A 17,605-nucleotide genomic window follows, 5' to 3' on the forward strand; every position below is an offset into this window, starting at 1 on the left:
TGTCCCTTTCGACTCTGACGGAGTGCCAACATAGGCAGAGTTGGCGCCCGGTCAAGCGTTCGGCCGTTCAAGCGCTCCTCAGCCCGTCTTCCCTTGCAGGCGCCCGTACATGCCGTGCTGGGCCGCCAGTGTCAGCACCACCTCCATGTAGAGGTTGATCAGGCCGTTGGCGTAGAAGGCCGGGCAGCCGGTGTAGTGCCGCTCCCCCGTCATCGCCGTCGGCTCGATCAGGTCGGCGTTCAGGACGATCAGGTCCCTGTCCGGGTCGTAGAGGAAGGCGGACTGGTCGGAGCGCAGCGGGTGGATCGCCTGGTGGTCGTCGGCCTCGATCCGGCCGGCCGCCATGAACTGGCACAGCATGCCCAGGCTGCCCATGGCGAGCGGCAGCACCTGCTTCAGGCTGCGCCGCGCCAGATCGTCGTAGGCCGCCTCGTCCAGGCCGGGGCGCAGCATCGGCGCCGCCTCCACCAGATTCCAGCAGACATGCAGGGCGGTGTGGCTGCCGGTCTTGGTGATCGACAGCATGTCGTAGCCCGACGGGCCGTGCAGCACCGACTTCTGCAGCTCGCGGCTCAGCACGAATCCGGCGGCGGCCAGTTCGGTGATGCTGCCCTCGCTGCGGCAGCGCTCCTCCTCCATCATCACCTTGATCGCCCAATCCTTGATGATGGCGTCCAGCAGGTGGCAGATGGAGTCGCGCAGGAAGCCGACCATGCGGTCGGGATCGGCGGCGGCCATGCCGTCCGGGTCGGCAAAGTCCAGCCCGTGCGGCGAGTCCGGCGGCGTCGACAGGCGCAGATGGCCGGTCTCGTCCAGCGGCATGCGGGCGATGATGTGCTCCCGCAGGTCGTTGTAGAGCACCCCCAGCAGCGCGTTGATCGCCACCTTCTCGAAGTCTTCCTTGCGGGTGTCGGCGTGGGCCGGGCAGTGGCCGGCGAGGGTCACCAGCTCGTCGCCGAACAGGTAGTTCGGGTCCTCGGCAATCCGGTGCAGGATGGGGGCGAGGTTGATGCGGGCCATGCCGGCGTCCTCATGGGCGGCGGCGTAGGCGAGGGCGAAGTCGTTGGTCCGCGCCATGGGGTCACCCTTCCTGCAAACGGTCGTAAACGGAATAATCGAGCGCGAGGCCGGCCACGATGTCGAGGTACAGCTTGATCAGGTTCGTGGCGTAGAAGGCCGGGCAGCCGGTGTAGTAGCGCTCCTCCGGCTTGGCGAAGGTGACGATCGGATCGGCGTTCAGCCGGATCAACCCGTTGCCGTCCAGCACGAAGGCGGTCTGGTCCTTGGGCAGCCGGTGGACGGCCAGCCCGTCCTTCGGCTCGATCCCGCTTTCCTCCATGTAATGGACCAGCATGCCCAGGCTGGACATCGACAGCGGCACGATCTGCTTCAGGCTGCGGTGGACCAGATCGTCGTAGAAGGCGGCGTCCCGGCCCGGCACCAGCAGCGGCGCGGCCTCCACCATCGCCCAGCAGATGTGGATGGCGGTGTGGCTGCCGGTCTTGGTGATCGACAGCATGTCGTAGCCGGCCCGCTGGTAGAGTGGCGAGCTGTCGAGCGAGGTGCGCAGCACGAAGGTCGCCGCCGCCTCCAGCGAGATCGCGCCGGAGCCCTGGGCACGGAAATACTCCTCCTCGTGCAGCAGGTCGACGACCCAGCCGGAAATCAGCCCGTCCAGCAGATGGCAGGTGGCGTCGCGCAGGACCGAGCAGAAGACGTCCGGGGCCGCCGCCGCCATCGCGGCGCGGTCGGCCGGATCCAGCCCGTGCGGGGAGCGCGGCGGGATCGGCAGCATCGGCCGGCCGTCGGCGTCGAAGGGCAGGTTGCCGGCGATGTGGTCGCGCAAACGCCCGAACAGCAGCGCCAGCAGGCTGTTCACCACCACCTTGTCGGCGTCGTCCTGCGGGATGGGTGGCGCGGCGTTGGCGGCCGCCGTGGGGGCGCCACCCGCCGCGTGGAACGGGCACTGGCCGGCGCCCTGGCGGAATTCCGGGGTGAACAGAAAGTTCGGATCGGCCTGGATCCGTTGCAGGACATGCGCGACCGACACCCGCGTCAGGCCGGCCTCGCCATGGGCCGTGCTGAAGCTTTGGGCGAAGTCGTTGGAGCGGCTGGGCGGGGTGGTGGACATCGGCACGTCTTCATCGCGGAGATGGGGCAGGTGGATTACCCTAAAGTGAAAACCCGCCCCGGCGCAACGGAGTGTCGTTGCGTGGCCCGATAATGTCGCGGCTGCCGCGTTATTTCGCCACGATCCGTCCTTCCACCGCGGGAGCGATCGTCTTCTTGGCTCCGACGTAGCTCATCACGATGGTGGCCAGCAGCACCGCGCCCGACGCGTCGACGATGACTTTGGCGCGCGGGAAGGCGGCGTAGCCGTCGCCGCCCTTCAGCATGTAGTCGTTGGTGGCGACGCGGTAGGTCGCCGACGGGTCCAGCGGCTTGCCGCCCACCGTCGCCGCGGTCACCCGGCGCCCGGCCGGCGCCTTCGGGTCGTAGGTCATGGTCAGGCCGGACACCTGCGGAAAGCGGCCGGCCTTTTCCTCGACCTTGCTGACACCCTGCTCCAGCGTCGACATCAGGTCCTGGCCGCTCATCTCCACCAGGACGCCGACGTTGCCGAAGGGCAGTTCGGCGAAGATGTCGCGGCGGGTCAGGGTGGAGCCGGCGGGGTGCAGGGCGTCGGCGCGGATGCCGCCGCCGTTGGTGATGGCGACGTCGGCCTTCAGCGCGTCGCGCAGGGCGTCGGTGATCAGGTTGCCCATCGTCGCCTCCCGGGTGCGCACCACGTCCTTGCGGCTGTCCAGCTCGGTCGCGGTGGTGCCGATCACCGCGGCAAGGTCGTTGTCCAGCCGTTGGGTGTAGCCGCCCACCACCGCCTCCACCTGGGGATCCGGGGCGACGCCGGCGGTGGTGACGAACCGCCATTCGGTCGGCAGCGTGGTGGTCGCCGGCCCCTTGCCGCCGTCCTTGGTCGCCACGTTCAGCTTGACGATGCCGAGATACTGGGCGTCATGGCCGGCCTTCAGGATCAGGGTGGAGCCCTCGTAGAAGCTGATGGGATCGTGGTCGTGGCCGCCCAGCACCAGGTCAATGCCCTTGACCTTGGAGGCCAACTCCCGGTCCTCCTCGATGGTCAGGTGGGTCAGCGCCACCACGACCGCCGCCCCGTCCGCCCGCAACGCCTTCACCGCCGTCGCCGCCGACTCCAGCACCGGCGTGAAGCTCAGGCTCGGCCCCGCGCTCGACAGGCGGGCGGTGTCGGGGGTGATCAGGCCGATGAAGCCGACCTTGATGCCGTCGACGGTCCGGGTCCAGCTCGGCACCGTGTTGGCGAAGGTGGAGCCGTCGGCGGCGTGGACGTTGGTGCCGATCCAGGGAAACTTCGATTCGCCCATGCGCTGCTTCAGCAGGTCGGGGCCGAAGTCGAATTCATGGTTGCCGAAGGTCACGGCGTCGACGCCGATGGCGTTGAACAGCGTGATCATCTGCTCGCCCCGCGTCGTGCCGGACAGCAGCGATGGCGACAGGAAATCGCCGCCGACCGTGGTGATGGCGTTCGGGGCCGCCGCCCGCTCGCGCCGCAGCAGGGTCATCAGCGGGCCGAAGCCGCCCTGGCCCTTGACCGGCTCGATCTCGTAGACGTCGTTGACGTGCAGGAAGGTCAGCGATCCGTTCTGCGCCCAGGCGGGCAGGGCGGCGCCCAGCGCCAGAGCAAGCAGGGGGGCGGCGAACAGACGGGAACGGGCGAACATGCGGGGGATCTCCGGCGCGGCCTTCAGGCGTTGGTGGGCACTCTAACCCAGATCACCGCCGCGCATAGCCGCTTTGCGCGGTTTCCGGCCCGGCCGCGGCTTGAACTCCGCCCGCGACGGCCTCACAAATCCAAGGGTAGCCGCCCACCACACGAGCCGAGCCATGCGCATCCTGGTCGTTCAGAACAGCCGCACCGCCCCCATTGGTCTGCTCGGCGAGGCCTTGGCCGATAACGGCGCCACGCTCGTCACCATCGCCGCCAACGAGGGCGAGGCGATCCCCGACCAGGATGGCTTCGCCGGGCTGGTCGTGCTGGGCGGGCCGCAGGACGCCTGGGACGATGCCAAGGGACCGCATTTCGGCCGGGTGATGGAAACGATCCGCGACTTCACCGACGCCGACCGGCCGGTGATGGGCATCTGCCTGGGGGCGCAGCTGGCCGCGCGGGCCTATGGCGCCAAGGTCTATCGCCACACCGTGCCGGAGCTGGGCATCCACCGCGTGTCGCTGACCGACACGGCGCAGGACGACCCGCTGCTGGGCGGCTTCGGCCCGGCGCTGCATCTGGCGCAGTGGCATTACGACACCTTCGAGTTTCCCGACGGCGCCGTCCCGCTGGCCTACAGCGAGGCCTGCGGCCGTCAAGCCTTCCGGCTGGGCCGCGCCACCTACGGCTTCCAGTTCCATCCGGAGGCGACGGCGGACATCGTCCGCGGCTGGGCCTCCCGCATCGGGGAGGAGGCGCGGGAGCGCAACCACGCGCAGCTCGACGGGCTGGAGAGCGCCCTGGCCGCCCATCTGCCGGCGGCGGAGGCGTTCACCCGCGCGATGACCCGGCGCTGGCTGGATCTGGCGGCGTAACAAGCGCTTCGGGGTTCACGTAGCCGGCCAGCAGCTCCGGCGTGTCGACGTCGTAGAGGATGCCGGCGTCGTCCACCGCCACCTCGCACAGCCGGTCGGCGTGCTGGCCGATCAGCCGCTTGGCGCCGGCGTCGCCGCTCAAGGCCGCCATCTCGGTGAAGAAGGCGCGGTCCCACAGCACCGGGTTGCCCTGCTTGCCATGGGTGGTCGGCACGCAGATGGCGCGGCCTTCCAGCGGATTGTAGGCGGCGATCAGCCGGTCGATCACCGCCGACGCCACCCGCGGCATGTCGCCCAGGCACACCACCACCGCGTCCGATTCGCTGGGCACCGCCGCCAGCCCGGCGCGCAGCGAACTGCTGAGCCCGTCGGCGAAGGCCGGGTTGTGGACGAAGGTCACCGGCCGGTCGGCCAGCGCCGCCGCGACGCTCTCGCCCTGGTGCCCGGTCACCACGATGACGTTGGTGGCCTGCGAGGCCAGCGCCGCGTCGACCGCGCGGGCGACCAGCGGCGTGCCGTGGACGTCGGCCAGCAGCTTGTTGGTCGGGCCCATGCGGCTGGAACGGCCGGCGGCCAGCACCAGCGCCGTCACCCGCGGGGCGCGCGGCGTCTCCGGCGCGATGCCGGCGCGGGGCAGCGGGCGGGTCGGGATCTCCGCCAGCAGCCCGCCGACGCCCATCCGCATCACCTCGGCCCGCCCCGGCGGGATGCCGGCGGCGATGCGCTGCAACACCCAGTCGAAGCCGTTCAGCTTGGGCGAGCGGGCGCAGCCGGGCAGGCCCAGCACCGGCTTGTCGTTGCGGTGGGCCAGCAGCAGCAGGTTGCCGGGATCGACCGGCATGCCAAAATGCTCCACCGTGCCGCCGGCCCGTTCGATGGCGGCGGGCAGCACGTCGCGCCGGTCGGTGATGGCCGAGGCGCCGGCGATCAGCAGCAGGTCGGCGGACGGCGCGGCGGCGATCCGCTCGGCCAGCGCCGCCTCGTCATGGTCGCAGCGCGCCTCGCCGACCAGGGTGCCGCCCAGCGCCTCCACCCGCTCGCGCGTCACCGCGACGGTCTTGTCCAGCACGCTGTCCTTCATCCCCGGCAGCCGGGTCTGGATCAGCGCGACCGTCAACGGACGGAAGGCGGCGACCGCCAGCGGCGGCGGACCGTCGGCGGCCAGCCGCTCCGCCCGTTCGACGGCGGCGGCGGGGGCGGCGAAGGGGATGATCTTGACCGTCGCCAGCATCTGGCCAGGCTCGACCGCGGCGAAGTCGGGCAGGGTGGCGATGGTGACGCTCTCGTCGATGGCGTTGATCGCGTCGATGCGGGCGGGGTCGAGCCGCAACACACCGCGCACCGCGGCGAACAGGTTGACCCGGCCGGTGAAGGCGGCGGCAACCTGCACGGACCAGCCCGCCAGGACGGCGGCGATCCGCGTGGCGGCGTCGTCCTCGCCGACGTCGGCGTTGCCCAGCTTGGCGGCGATCACCGTGGCGACGCCGGCATCGGCCAGCGCGGCGACGTCGTCCGCCGACAGCCGCCGGCCCTTCCTGAAGGACAGCGAACCCAGCCGCAGGGAATGCGCCAGGATGGCGCCCTCGGCGTCGGACAGGGGAAGCGGGCCGAAATGCATGGGGGCTCCGGTGGGCACGGACGGTCAATGCCCACGGATATGGCGACCGGAACGGAGCGGGGCAATGGGAGGAACGTTCAGGTGGTCAGGTGTCGGCTGACGATGCCCCCACCTAACCTCCCCCGCTCTCGCAGGGGAGGGACTGCCGCCGCCCTCCCGCATCAGCACTTACTCCCTCCCCCGCCCAGCTCTCGCACAACGCTTCGCTTTGTGCTGACGCGGCAGGCGGACCGTAGGTCCGCTGAGAGCGGGGGGAGGGTCGGGGTGGGGGCAATCAAGCAACCAGTTTCCGAGCCAACACCCCCTCAGCAGGGATGGTTCTCGCCCCGGCGCACGCAGGTGATCTGGCCCATGATCGAAATGGCGATCTCGGCCGGGGTGGTGGCGCCGATCGACAGGCCGACCGGGCCGCGGATGCGCTTCACCTCCGGTTCGGTCAGGCCCTCGTCGCGCAGGCGGTCGAGGCGCAGCGCGTGGGTGCGCTTGCTGCCCAGCGCGCCGACATAGAAGGCCGGCGAGCGCAAGGCGGCGATCAGCGCCGGGTCGTCCAGCTTCGGGTCGTGCGTCAGGGTGACGACGGCGGTCCGCATGTCGGGCTTCAGCTCCGCCAGCGCCTCGTCGGGCCACAGATGGTTCAGCTTGACACCGGGGAAGCGGGCCTCGGTCGCAAAGGCGCCGCGCGGGTCGATCACCGTCACGTCGTAGCCGGTCAGCGCCGCCACCGGGGCCAGCGCCTGGGCGATGTGCACCGCGCCGACGATCAGCAGCCGCATGGCCGGGTTGTGGACGTGCACGAACAGGCGGAAGCCATCCTCGTCCTGCGGGTCGGTCAGCAGGCCGGAACGGTCCTGGCGGATGCGCCGCCGCACCTCGTCCCGCACGTCGGCCTCGAGCCCGAAGGCGCCGTGCATGGTGTCTTCGAACACCAGGGTCTGCAGGCCGCTGCTGAGGTCGGTGACCAGGGCAACCGGGGTCGCGGCGGCCTTCGCCGCAAGCAACCGGTCCAGAATATCGCGTTTCATTCCACGGCCTCGATATAGACCTGCACCTGCCCGCCGCAGGCCAGCCCGACTTCCCAGGCCATTTCGTTGCTGATGCCAAAGGACAGCAGGCGCGGTTCGCCATCCTTCATCGTCTTGGCGGCCTCGTGCGCGACGGCGCCTTCGATGCAGCCGCCGGACACCGAACCGGCCATCGCGCCGGCCTCGTCCACCGCCATCTGGCTGCCGACCGGCCGCGGCGAGGACCCCCAGGTCGCCACCACGGTCGCCAGGGCCACCCTGCGGCCGCCGGCGCGCCATGCGGCTGCCTGCTCCACGATGTTGTCCGCCATCAGGGTGTCGTTCATCCCGCCGCCTCCTTCAACCAGCGACGCAAGCCCGGGTTACGACGCGGCCCCTCGGCCGACAGGGCGCCGGCAAGGTCCGCGAGGCTGTTCAGGCTGTGGGCCGCAAGAAAATCGTCCACATGCGGCAGCAACGCCCGTATGCCCGAGGACTTCGGCGCGAAGCCTTCCCAGCGCAGCAATGGATTCAGCCAGACGAGCCGCCGACAGCTTTTGTGCAGCCGTTCGGCCTCCGCCGCAAGCCCTTCCCCTGCATCCCTGTCAAGCCCGTCGGTAATGAGAAGCACCACCGCACCCTGGCCCAGCACCCGACGCGCCCAGGTCCGGTTGAAGGCGTGCAGCGCGGTGCCGATGCGGGTGCCGCCCGACCAGTCGGCGACGGCGACCGACACGGCGTCCAGCGCCACGTCGACATCCTTGTGGCGCAGATGGCGGGTGATGTTGGTCAGCCGCGTTCCGAAGACGAAGCTGTAGACCCGGTCGCGGTCGTTGGTCACCGCGTGCATGAAATGCAGCAGCATCCGCGAGTAGCGGGTCATCGAGCCGGAAATGTCGCACAGCACCACGAGCGGCGGCGGCCGGGTGCGGCGGCGCTGGCGGGCGAGGTCGGACAGCTCGCCGCCGGTGCGCAGCATCCGCCGCAGGGTGGCGCGTGGGTCGACGCGCGGCCCCATCGGATCGGCGCGGTGCCGCCGGGTGGTGACCTCCGCCAGCGGCAGGGCGAGGCGGGTCAGCAGGCGCTTGGCCTGCGCCATCTCCTCCCCCGTCATCTTCTCGAAATCCTTGTCCTGCAACCGTTCGGCGGCGGAGACGGTGAAGGTCGCGTCGATCTCGATCTCGGTCTTGTCGGGCTCCTCCTGCTCGCGGCCGGTGCCGTGCAGCGCCTCGGCCAGCCGCTGGGCCATTTCCGGCCGGTCGGGCGGCGCCTCGGTGCGGACCTTGGGCAGCATCAGGGACATCATCCGCTTCAGGATGTCCGGGTTGCGCCAGAAGACGTGGAAGGCCTGGTCGAACAGCTCGCTCTGGTCGTGGCGGTTCACGAAGACGGCGTGCAGCGCCCAATAGAAGTCGGTGCGGTTGGACAGGCCGACCGCCTCCACCGCCTCCACCGCCTGCAGCAGCTTGCCCGGCCCGACCGGCAGGCCGGCGGCGCGCAGGGCCCGGGCGAAATGCATCAGGTTGAGGGTGAGGCGGCCTTCGGGAACGATGTCCGTCATGGCGCGGTCACCGTGCGGTGGTGGCGGCCAGCTCGGTCTTGACCTGGGCCAGGATGCGCGCCGCCTCGCTGCCCTGGATGCGGGCGATGTCGTCCTGGTACTTCAGCAGGGTGCCCAGCGTGTCGTTGATGACGGAGGGTTCCAGCTCCAGCTGGTTCAACTCCACCAGCGCCTGGGCCCAGTCCAGCGTCTCCGCCACCCCCGGCGCCTTGTAGAGATCGAGCCCGCGCAGGGTCTGCACGAAGCCAACCACCTGCGCCGCCAGCCGGGCGGCGGCCTGCGGCGCCTTGACCGCGACGATCTCGCGCTCCCGCGCGGCGCTGGGGTAGTCGACCCAATGGTAGAAGCAGCGCCGTTTCAGCGCGTCGTGGATCTCGCGCGTGCGGTTGGAGGTGAGGATGACGATCGGCGGTTCGGCCGCGTGGACGGTGCCGAACTCCGGGATCGAGACCTGATAGTCGGACAGGATCTCCAGCAGATAGGCCTCGAACGGCTCGTCGGTGCGGTCCAGTTCGTCGATCAGCAGCACCGGCGGCCCGGCGAGGTCCGGCTCCAGCGCCTGCAGCAGCGGCCGCTTGACCAGGAATCGTTCGGAGAACAGGTCCGACGCCAGCGACTCGCGATCCTGGCCGCCCGACGCCTCGGCCAGCCGAATTTCCATCATCTGCCGGGCGTAGTTCCATTCGTAGACCGCCGACGAGGCGTCCAGCCCTTCGTAGCACTGCAAGCGCAGCAGCTTGCGGCCGAGCGTGGCCGACAGGACCTTGGCGATCTCGGTCTTGCCGACGCCGGCCTCGCCCTCCAGGAACAGCGGGCGCTTGAGCTTCAGCGACAGATAGAGCGCGGTCGCCAGCGAGCGGTCCGCGACGTAGTTGCCGCGGGTGAGAAGCGCCAGCGTGTCGTCGACGGAGGCGGGGAGGGGTGTGGTCATCAAGAAACCTTGGATGGACAGCAAAGGCCCTCTCCCGCCCCGGGAGAGGGAGGGGACCCACCGAAGGTGGGGAGGGTGAGGGGTAATCCAAGAATCGAGCGCTCGGATCCTTGCCCACCCCTCACCCTTCCCAAGCTCTGCTTGGGCCCCTTCCCTCTCCCGGGGCGGGAGAGGGAACCAGATCACCCCGCCGCTTCGACCGCGCGCTTCGCCATCACGGTGACGAGGTGGGCGCGGTAGTCGGCGCTGGCGTGGATGTCGGCGTTCAGGCCATCGGCGCCGACCGACAGGCCGTTCAGCGCCTCCGCCCGGAAGTCGGCGGCCAGCGCCGCTTCGAAGGCGTCAGCGCGGAAGACGGAGCCGGCGGCCCCGGTCACCGCCACCCGCACCTCGGCGCCGAACCTAGCGACATAGACGCCGACGATGGCATAGCGGCTGGCGGGGTTGCGGAACTTGGCGTAGGCCGCCTTGTCGGGGCGGGAGAAGCGCACCGCCTTGATGATCTCGCCCGGTTCCAGCGCCGTTTCGAACATTCCGGTGAAGAAGTCGTCGCCGGCGATGGTCCGGCGGTCGGTCGTCACCAGCCCTTTCAGCGCCACCACCGCCGACGGGTAGTCGGCCGACGGGTCGGCGTTGGCGATCGAGCCGCCGAGCGTGCCCATGTTGCGGACCTGACGGTCGCCGATGCCCTCGGCGAGGCCGGCCAGCGATGGGATCACCCGCTTGACGAGGTCGGAATGGGCGACCTCGGCGTGGCGGGTGAAGGCGCCGATCTCCAGCCCGCCATCCACCTCGCGGATGCCCTTCAGCTCCGGGATGCCGCTGAGGTCGATCAGGTCGGACGGCCGCGCCAGCCGCTGCTTCAGCGTCGGCAGCAGGGTCTGGCCACCGCCGAGCAGCTTGGCCTCCTCCGCCTGGATGGCGGACGCCGCCTCGGCGACCGTCGTGGGCCGTTGGTACGTGAACGCGTACATTCTCTGCCTCCTTCTTCTTCGGCCGTCTTATTCCGCCGCCAAGGCCGGCGTCGCGTCGCGGATCGTGCGCCAGACCTTCTCCGGCGTCGCCGGCATGTCCATGTGGGTGATGCCGTAGTCCGACAGCGCGTCGACCACCGCGTTCATCACGGCGGCGGCGGCGCCGATGGTCCCGGCCTCGCCACAACCCTTCACGCCCAGCGGGTTGTGGGTGCAGGGCTGGTCCTCGTGGTAGCGCACGGTGAAGGACGGCACGTCGTCCGCCCGCGGCATGCAGTAATCCATGTAGGACCCGGTGACGAGCTGCCCCGACTCCTCGTCATAGACGCAGTTCTCGTACAGCGCCTGGCCGATGCCCTGGACCAGGCCGCCATGCACCTGCCCCTCGACGATCAGCGGGTTGATGACGTTGCCGAAATCATCGACCGCGGCGAAATTGACGATGGTCGTCACGCCGGTGTCGGGGTCGATCTCCAGCTCGCAGACGTGGCAGCCGTTGGGGTAGGTGAAGTTCTTGGGGTCGTAGAACGCCTGCTCGTCCAGCCCCGGCTCCAGCTCGTCGAGCGGGAAGTTGTGCGGGACGTAGGCCTGCAGGGCGATGTCGCCGATGCCCAGGCTCTTGTCGGTGCCGGCGACGGTGAAGCGGCCGTCCTTCACCTCGATGTCGGTTTCAGCGGCTTCCAGCATGTGGGCGGCGATCTTCTTGGCCTTGCGCTCCACCTTGTCCATCGCCTTCACCAGGGCCGAGCCGCCGACCGCGAGCGAGCGCGAGCCGTAGGTGCCCATGCCGAAGGGGATCTTGTTGGTGTCGCCGTGGACGATCTCGACATTCTCGATCGGCACGCCGAAACGCTCGGCGACGATCTGGGCGAAGGTCGTCTCATGACCCTGGCCGTGGCTGTGAGAACCGGTGAAGACCGTCACCGAACCCGTTGGGTGGAAACGAACTTCCGCGCATTCATAAAGTCCGGCGCGAGCGCCGAGCGCGCCGGCGACGTTGCTTGGGGCGATGCCGCAAGCCTCGATGTAGGTGGCGAATCCGATGCCGCGCAGCTTGCCGCGCGCCTTCGATTCGGCGCGGCGCTGCTGGAAGCCGGGGTAATCGACCAGCGGCAGGGCGATGTCGAGGTTCTTGGCAAAGTCGCCGGTGTCGTATTGCAGCGCGACCGGCGTCTGGTAGGGCATCGCGTCGGCCGGCACGAAGTTGCGGCGGCGGATCTCGGTCTTGTCCATCCCCATCACGCCGGCCGCCACATCGACCAGCCGTTCGATCAGATAGCAGGCTTCCGGCCGGCCGGCGCCGCGGTAGGCGTCGACGGGGGAGGTGTTGGTGAAGACCGCCTTCACCTCGGCGTAGATCGCCGGGGTCTTGTACTGTCCGGCCAGCAGCGTGGCGTAGAGGTAGGTGGGGATCGACGGCGCGAAGGTCGACAGGTAGGCGCCCATGTTGGCCAGCGTCGAAACGCGCAACGCCAGGAAGTTGCCGTCCGCATCCATCGCCATTTCGGCGTGGCTGACATGGTCGCGGCCGTGGGCGTCGGTCAGGAAGCTCTCGCTGCGGTCGGCGGTCCATTTCACCGGACGCCCGATCTTGCGCGCCGCCCAGGTGACGACCGCCTCTTCCCCGTAATGGAAGATCTTCGAGCCGAAGCCGCCGCCGACGTCGGGGGCGACGACGCGCAGCTTGTGCTCCGGGATGCCCAGCACGAAGGCGCCCATCAGCAGGCGGATGACGTGCGGGTTCTGGCTGGTGGTGGTCAGCGTGTACTCGCCGCTCGACGCGTCGTATTCACCGAGCGCGGCCCGCGGTTCCATCGCGTTCGGCACCAGCCGCTGGTTGACGAGGTCGATCCTGGCGACGTGCGCCGCCTGGGCGAAGGCCGCGTCCACCGCCGCCTTGTCGCCGAGATGCCAGTCATAGCAGACGTTGCCCGGCGCGTCGTCGTGGACCAGCGTCGCCGCCCCGTCGATGGCGCGGGTGGAGGAGCCCACCGCCGGCAGTTCCTCGTAATCGACCACCACCATCTCGGCGGCGTCGCGCGCCTGCTCGCGGGTTTCGGCGATGACCACCGCCACCGCGTCGCCGACGTAGCGCACGCGGTCGCGCGCCAGCGGATAGTGCGGCGGCTCCTTCATCGGGGAGCCGTCCTTGGAGTGGATCTGCCAGCCACAGGGCAGGCTGCCGACCTTGTCGGCCTCCATGTCGGCGCCGGTCAGCACCGCGACGACGCCCGGCATCGCCAGCGCGTCGGCCGGGTCGATGCCCAGGACGCGGGCGTGGGCGTAGGGGGAGCGGACATGGACCGCGTGGGTCATGTTCGGGCGCTTGAAATCGTCCGTGTAGTTGCCGCGGCCGGTCAGGAAGCGCTGGTCTTCGCGCCGGCGCACCGAGGCGCCGATGCCATTGGGGTTCGCCATCTCGTGTTTCCTCCCGTGGGAACGCGTAAGATGCGGAAAAGACAATCAGTTTTGGGCGTTTTCGCCCTTATTCCGCCGCCTTATTCGGCGGCCACCGGCGCCGCCTGCGCCCCCTGCATGGCGTCGGCCCCCGCCTTCACCGCCTTGACGATGTTGTGGTAGCCGGTGCAGCGGCAGATGTTGCCCTCCAGCCCCTCGCGGATGTCGGCTTCGGTCGGGTTCGGATTCTCGCGGACCAGATCGACCGCGCTCATCACCATGCCCGGGGTGCAGAAGCCGCATTGCAGGCCGTGATGCTCGCGGAAGGCCGCCTGCATCGGGTGCAGCGTGCCGTCGGCCGCCGCCAGCCCCTCGATGGTGGTGACGGTGGCGCCGTCGGCCTGGATCGCCAGCGTGGTGCAGGACTTCACCGAACGCCCGTCGACATGAACGACGCAGGCGCCGCACTGGCTGGTGTCGCACCCGACATGGGTGCCGGTCAGGCCCAGATGCTCGCGCAGGAACGCCACGAGCAGGGTGCGCTCCTCGACCTCGCGCGAGACCGTCTTGCCGTTGACGGTCATCGAAACGGTACAGGACATCGAATTACCTCCCGCTGGCTCAGCTTGTGGCTTGCAGTCTTGGCTGTTCACATCTCGTGGGACACGCCGGGGGCCCCGTTGTCGGCATCGCTGTCCGCTTCGGCCGGCGCTCCTGCGCCACAAGGATAGGGGGTGTCCGCCCGTCGAGGTCAAGAAGTCCTATGGCCGTCGGCCGAAAGAAGTGTGTCCGGACGGTCAATGCTGCGGATTGTACGTACTGGCGCGCAATTTTATGACGCGTTACAGTGGGTTGGCGCAGCCCACGTCTTGTGGGTGCACGAACGAATTCGTCGGGCAACGTCCCGGCGCATCAACAATAATGGGGGGAGCCGGTATGATTCGCCAATTCCTGGGCCGCCAAGTTCTGGGCCTCTGCGCCGCCGCCGGCGTGAGCCTGTCGGTCGCCCTGCCTGCCCAGGCCGAGACCTTCATCACCGTGCTGACCGGTGGCACCAGCGGCGTCTATTACCCGCTTGGCGTGGCGCTCGTCAACGTGTACGGCAAGGCTCTGCCGGGGGCGAAGGTGACGGCGCAGGCGACCAAGGCGTCGGTGGAGAACCTGAACCTGCTGCAGGCCGGCCGCGGCGAGATCGGCTTCACGCTGGGCGATTCGCTGAGCGACGCCTGGAAGGGCAACGAGGAGGTCGGCTTCAAGAGCAAGCTCGACAAGCTGCGCACCATCGCCGCGATCTACCCAAACTACATCCAGGTGGTCGCCAGCAAGGACTCGGGCATCAAGACACTGGCCGACCTGAAGGGCAAGCGGGTGTCGGTTGGCGCGCCGAAATCGGGGACCGAGCTGAACGCCCGCGCCATCTTTGGCGCCGCCGGACTGGGCTACAAGGACTTCGCCAAGACCGAATACCTGCCGTTCGGCGAATCGGTCGACCTGATGAAGAACCGCCAGCTCGACGCGACGCTGATCTCCGCCGGGCTGGGCGTGGCGGCGATCAAGGATCTGTCCTCCTCGCAGGAGATCACCGTCGTCAGCATCCCGGCCGACGTGGTGCAGAAGGTCGGCGATGCCGCCTACATCGCCGAGACGATCCCGGCCGGCACCTACCCGGGCCAGACGGAGGCGGTGCCGACCGCGGCGGTCCGCAACCTGCTGGTCAGCCATTCCGGCGTGTCGGACGACGCCGCCTACGCCATGACCAAAACGCTGTTCGAGAATCTCGACGCGCTGGCCGCCGCCCATGTCGCCGCCAAGCAGATCAAGCTGGACGCGACGGCGACCCAGTCGCCGGTGCCGCTCCACCCCGGCGCCATGAAATACTACAAGGAAAAGGGCCTGATGTGAGCGGCCCGCCGGCGGAGACGAAGCCGTGACAGCAAAGCCAAGCGGGGCGGACGCCGAAATCCGCCAAGCCATCGATCGGGAAAACCCCGCCACCGTCGTCGCCTTCGAGGGAATCGACGGGCGGGCCGTGTTCCTCATCGCCGTCGCCTTTTCCGTCTTCCAGATCTGGACCGCCGCCTTCAACCCCGTGTCGACCATGGTGGTGCGCGCGGTCCATGTCGGTTTCCTGCTGCTGATGACCTTCGCCCTGTTCGGCGCCCGGCAGGTTGCCGAGCGGCGGCGGGTGCCCTGGTACGACTGGCTGCTGGGGCTGACGGCGTTCGGCGTCGGTCTCTATCATTATGTGTTCGAGGTCGAGCTGATCCAGCGGGCGGGCGACCCCAACACCACCGACCTGGTCGTCGGCGCCGTCGCCGTCGCCCTGGTGTTCGAGGCGGCGCGGCGGATCATGGGGCTGGCCCTGCCGATCATGTGCGGCGTCTTCATACCCTACGCACTGTTCGGCCGCTCCCTGCCGTTCGGGCTGGCCCATCGCGGCTACGACCTCGACCAGGTGATCGACAACCTGTACCTGTCGACCGAGGGGCTGTACGGCACGCCGACCTTCGTGTCGGCCAGCTACATCTTCCTGTTCATCCTGTTCGGCGCCTTCCTGGAGCGCGCCGGCATGATCAAGCTGTTCAACGACGTGTCGCTGGGGCTGGTCGGCCACGCCAAGGGCGGGCCGGCCAAGGTCGCGGTGATCTCGTCGGGCCTGATGGGCACCATCAACGGGTCGGGGGTCGCCAACGTGCTGACCACCGGCCAGTTCACCATCCCGCTGATGATGCGCTTCGGCTACCGCCCGGCCTTCGCCGGCGCGGTGGAGGCGACGGCCAGCATGGGCGGACAGTTGATGCCGCCGGTGATGGGGGCCGCCGCCTTCATCATGGCGGAAACCATCGGCGTGCCCTACAGCCAGGTCGCGCTGGCCGCCACCATACCGGCGATCCTCTATTTCGGCAGCGCCTTCTGGATGGTCCATCTGGAGGCGGGGATGCGCAACCTCGTCGGCCTGCCGCGCGACCAGTGCCCGAGCGCATTGCGTGCGGTGGTGGAGGGCTGGTACCTGATCCTGCCGCTGGCGGCGTTGGTCTACCTGCTGTTCTCCGGCTTCACGCCGCTGTTCGCCGGAGTGATCGGCATCGCGGCGACGGCGGCGCTGATCCTGGGCATGACCATCGTCGGCACCGTCGGGCCGACGCTGCTGCGCGTCGCCTTCTGGGTGGTGGTCGGGCTGGCGGCCGCCGGCCTGTGGCGGATGGGGCTGCGGACCGAGCATCTGGCCTTCACCATGGTGGTCCTGCTGGTCATCCCCTGCCTGATGTTCCGGGGTGGGCGGGAAACCCTGCGGCTGGTGGTCAACAGCATCGCCGACGGCGCCAAGAACGCGGTCGGCGTCGGCGTCGCCTGCGCGCTGGTCGGCGTGCTGATCGGCATGATGACGCTGACCGGTTTGGCCTCCAGCTTCGCATCGACCATCGTCGACTGGTCGGGCGGCAACCTGCTGGCGGCCCTGGTGCTGACGATGATCGCCTGCATCGTGCTGGGCACCGGGCTGCCGACGACGGCGAACTACATCATCACCGCGTCGATCGCCGCCCCGGCGCTGCTGACGATGGGCGTGCCGCTGATCGTCAGCCACATGTTCGTCTTCTACTTCGGCATCATGGCCGACCTGACCCCGCCGGTGGCGCTGGCGGCGCTGGCGGCCTCGTCGATCTGCCGGGCCGACCATATGGAGATCGGCTGGATCGCCACCCGCGTCGCCATGGCCGGCTATGTCGTGCCCTTCATGGCGGTGTATGACCCGGCGCTGGTGTTGCAGAGCGGCGACTGGCTGGCGGTGGCCTATGTCTTCGTCAAGGCCTGCGTCGCCATCGCCCTGTGGGGGGCCGCGACCATCGGCTTCTTCTGGACGCCGTTGCCGCTGGTCGGCCGTGTCTATGCGGCGCTCGCGTCGTTCCTGTTCATCGTGGCGCTGCCGCTGACCGACGAGGCCGGTTTCGTGATGACCGGGCTGTTCCTGCTGTGGCAGCACCGGCGGCGCCGCGTTCCGGCCGCCGCGGCGGCCTGATGGCTGGTCTGTGCCTGTTCGCCCTCGGCGGTGCGCTGCTGGCGTCGCTGCCGGGGGCGGACGTCACCCTGTCCTGGACCCATTCCATCGAGAAGACCGAATGGCTCGAGTCCTGGGCGGTGGCCGACGACCGGCTGCGTCCGGTGGAGGCGCGCATCCGCGGCACCGGCGCCGGGATGGAGCCCGGCCCGGACGCCCGCCTGACCGCCGACGGCTGGCTGGTCTGGACACCAGCCCTGCCGCCGCAGGACAGCGTGACGCTGGCCGCGTCGGACTTCACCGGCGAGCACCGGCTGTGCGCCGCCGCTGACTGCCGGCCGCTGTCGGGCTGGACCGGGGCGGGCGACCGGCCGGTGGTGATGCGGGCCTGCCGGTGAATCCCCCCGCCTACGAAAGTTCGTCGATCCGCCGGCCCTTCCGGCTTGGCTTACGCTCCCCCAGTCCGCATACTCCCGTTCCTTTCGTCTGCTGACCATCCGGACCCATGA

General features: G+C 69.4%; 15 protein-coding genes. 4 read left to right on the plus strand and 11 right to left on the minus strand.

Annotated elements, in window-relative coordinates; translation table 11 throughout:
- Window positions 1-78 precede the first annotated feature (78 nt).
- The 3 genes from TSO352_RS29755 to TSO352_RS29765 all read right to left on the minus strand — a co-directional run bounded on the left by TSO352_RS29755 (window position 79) and on the right by TSO352_RS29765 (window position 3,755).
- A complete protein-coding gene (locus tag TSO352_RS29755; protein ID WP_109110647.1) occupies window positions 79-1,077 on the minus strand; it encodes a hypothetical protein in 999 nt (332 codons plus the stop codon).
- Between the two features lie 4 nt (window positions 1,078-1,081).
- Window positions 1,082-2,131 carry a hypothetical protein gene (locus tag TSO352_RS29760; RefSeq protein ID WP_109110648.1) on the minus strand — a complete coding sequence of 350 codons (1,050 nt, stop codon included), beginning with the start codon at window positions 2,129-2,131 and terminating at the stop codon, window positions 1,082-1,084.
- A 109-nt stretch (window positions 2,132-2,240) separates the two neighbouring features.
- Window positions 2,241-3,755 (minus strand): 5'-nucleotidase C-terminal domain-containing protein, encoded by a 1,515-nt coding sequence (locus TSO352_RS29765; protein WP_109110649.1) that lies wholly within the window; start codon window positions 3,753-3,755, stop codon window positions 2,241-2,243.
- 163 nt (window positions 3,756-3,918) lie between these two features.
- Between TSO352_RS29765 and TSO352_RS29770 the strand changes: the two genes are divergently transcribed.
- The gene (locus tag TSO352_RS29770; protein ID WP_109110650.1) at window positions 3,919-4,617 is read left to right on the plus strand and encodes a type 1 glutamine amidotransferase; all 699 of its coding nucleotides are present in this window, start codon (window positions 3,919-3,921) and stop codon (window positions 4,615-4,617) included.
- On the opposite strand, the gene TSO352_RS29775 is transcribed toward TSO352_RS29770, so the two are convergent.
- The 8 genes from TSO352_RS29775 to TSO352_RS29810 all read right to left on the minus strand — a co-directional run bounded on the left by TSO352_RS29775 (window position 4,574) and on the right by TSO352_RS29810 (window position 13,701).
- Window positions 4,574-6,235: a molybdopterin-binding/glycosyltransferase family 2 protein gene (locus TSO352_RS29775; protein WP_109110651.1), complete on the minus strand. Its 1,662-nt coding sequence runs from the start codon at window positions 6,233-6,235 to the stop codon at window positions 4,574-4,576. The genes TSO352_RS29770 and TSO352_RS29775 overlap by 44 nt on opposite strands.
- 305 nt (window positions 6,236-6,540) lie before the next feature.
- Complete coding sequence (locus tag TSO352_RS29780) at window positions 6,541-7,257, minus strand: XdhC family protein (protein WP_109110652.1); 717 nt, start codon at window positions 7,255-7,257, stop codon at window positions 6,541-6,543.
- Window positions 7,254-7,583 (minus strand): XdhC family protein, encoded by a 330-nt coding sequence (locus TSO352_RS29785; protein WP_199231745.1) that lies wholly within the window; start codon window positions 7,581-7,583, stop codon window positions 7,254-7,256. Before TSO352_RS29785 ends, TSO352_RS29780 begins: the two co-directional genes overlap by 4 nt.
- A complete protein-coding gene (locus TSO352_RS29790) occupies window positions 7,580-8,797 on the minus strand; it encodes a VWA domain-containing protein (RefSeq protein WP_109110653.1) in 1,218 nt (405 codons plus the stop codon). The genes TSO352_RS29785 and TSO352_RS29790 overlap by 4 nt, the downstream gene beginning before the upstream one ends.
- Window positions 8,798-8,804: 7 nt before the next feature.
- Window positions 8,805-9,728 carry a MoxR family ATPase gene (locus TSO352_RS29795; protein WP_109110948.1) on the minus strand — a complete coding sequence of 308 codons (924 nt, stop codon included), beginning with the start codon at window positions 9,726-9,728 and terminating at the stop codon, window positions 8,805-8,807.
- Between the two features lie 182 nt (window positions 9,729-9,910).
- On the minus strand, window positions 9,911-10,702 hold the full coding sequence (locus TSO352_RS29800; protein ID WP_109110654.1) for a xanthine dehydrogenase family protein subunit M: 792 nt from the start codon (window positions 10,700-10,702) through the stop codon (window positions 9,911-9,913).
- A 27-nt stretch (window positions 10,703-10,729) separates the two neighbouring features.
- The gene (locus tag TSO352_RS29805) at window positions 10,730-13,120 is read right to left on the minus strand and encodes a xanthine dehydrogenase family protein molybdopterin-binding subunit (RefSeq protein ID WP_109110655.1); all 2,391 of its coding nucleotides are present in this window, start codon (window positions 13,118-13,120) and stop codon (window positions 10,730-10,732) included.
- Window positions 13,121-13,200: 80 nt separating this feature from the next.
- On the minus strand, window positions 13,201-13,701 hold the full coding sequence (locus TSO352_RS29810) for a (2Fe-2S)-binding protein (protein WP_109110656.1): 501 nt from the start codon (window positions 13,699-13,701) through the stop codon (window positions 13,201-13,203).
- 334 nt (window positions 13,702-14,035) lie between these two features.
- Between TSO352_RS29810 and TSO352_RS29815 the strand changes: the two genes are divergently transcribed.
- Genes TSO352_RS29815 through TSO352_RS29825 form a run of 3 tightly spaced genes read left to right on the plus strand, consistent with a single transcriptional unit; the run spans window position 14,036 to window position 17,494 of the window.
- Window positions 14,036-15,001: a TAXI family TRAP transporter solute-binding subunit gene (locus tag TSO352_RS29815; protein WP_109110657.1), complete on the plus strand. Its 966-nt coding sequence runs from the start codon at window positions 14,036-14,038 to the stop codon at window positions 14,999-15,001.
- Between the two features lie 25 nt (window positions 15,002-15,026).
- Window positions 15,027-17,117, plus strand: coding sequence for a TRAP transporter permease (locus TSO352_RS29820; protein ID WP_109110658.1), 2,091 nt, complete (start codon window positions 15,027-15,029; stop codon window positions 17,115-17,117).
- Complete coding sequence (locus TSO352_RS29825) at window positions 17,117-17,494, plus strand: DUF1850 domain-containing protein (protein ID WP_109110949.1); 378 nt, start codon at window positions 17,117-17,119, stop codon at window positions 17,492-17,494. The genes TSO352_RS29820 and TSO352_RS29825 overlap by 1 nt, the downstream gene beginning before the upstream one ends.
- The last annotated feature ends 111 nt before the right edge of the window (window positions 17,495-17,605 follow it).

Origin of the sequence: Azospirillum sp. TSO35-2 (assembly GCF_003116095.1) — a bacterium.
GTDB lineage: Bacteria > Pseudomonadota > Alphaproteobacteria > Azospirillales > Azospirillaceae > Azospirillum.

What these genes read in the sequence shown, in the direction of transcription:
- TSO352_RS29755 (WP_109110647.1), bottom strand. Translation starts at nt 1,077, where the DNA reads ATGGCGCGGACCAACGACTTCGCCCTCGCCTACGCCGCCGCCCATGAG.
- TSO352_RS29760 (WP_109110648.1), bottom strand. Translation starts at nt 2,131, where the DNA reads ATGTCCACCACCCCGCCCAGCCGCTCCAACGACTTCGCCCAAAGCTTC.
- TSO352_RS29765 (WP_109110649.1), bottom strand. Translation starts at nt 3,755, where the DNA reads ATGTTCGCCCGTTCCCGTCTGTTCGCCGCCCCCCTGCTTGCTCTGGCG.
- TSO352_RS29770 (WP_109110650.1), top strand. Translation starts at nt 3,919, where the DNA reads ATGCGCATCCTGGTCGTTCAGAACAGCCGCACCGCCCCCATTGGTCTG.
- TSO352_RS29775 (WP_109110651.1), bottom strand. Translation starts at nt 6,235, where the DNA reads ATGCATTTCGGCCCGCTTCCCCTGTCCGACGCCGAGGGCGCCATCCTG.
- TSO352_RS29780 (WP_109110652.1), bottom strand. Translation starts at nt 7,257, where the DNA reads ATGAAACGCGATATTCTGGACCGGTTGCTTGCGGCGAAGGCCGCCGCG.
- TSO352_RS29785 (WP_199231745.1), bottom strand. Translation starts at nt 7,583, where the DNA reads ATGAACGACACCCTGATGGCGGACAACATCGTGGAGCAGGCAGCCGCA.
- TSO352_RS29790 (WP_109110653.1), bottom strand. Translation starts at nt 8,797, where the DNA reads ATGACGGACATCGTTCCCGAAGGCCGCCTCACCCTCAACCTGATGCAT.
- TSO352_RS29795 (WP_109110948.1), bottom strand. Translation starts at nt 9,728, where the DNA reads ATGACCACACCCCTCCCCGCCTCCGTCGACGACACGCTGGCGCTTCTC.
- TSO352_RS29800 (WP_109110654.1), bottom strand. Translation starts at nt 10,702, where the DNA reads ATGTACGCGTTCACGTACCAACGGCCCACGACGGTCGCCGAGGCGGCG.
- TSO352_RS29805 (WP_109110655.1), bottom strand. Translation starts at nt 13,120, where the DNA reads ATGGCGAACCCCAATGGCATCGGCGCCTCGGTGCGCCGGCGCGAAGAC.
- TSO352_RS29810 (WP_109110656.1), bottom strand. Translation starts at nt 13,701, where the DNA reads ATGTCCTGTACCGTTTCGATGACCGTCAACGGCAAGACGGTCTCGCGC.
- TSO352_RS29815 (WP_109110657.1), top strand. Translation starts at nt 14,036, where the DNA reads ATGATTCGCCAATTCCTGGGCCGCCAAGTTCTGGGCCTCTGCGCCGCC.
- TSO352_RS29825 (WP_109110949.1), top strand. Translation starts at nt 17,117, where the DNA reads ATGGCTGGTCTGTGCCTGTTCGCCCTCGGCGGTGCGCTGCTGGCGTCG.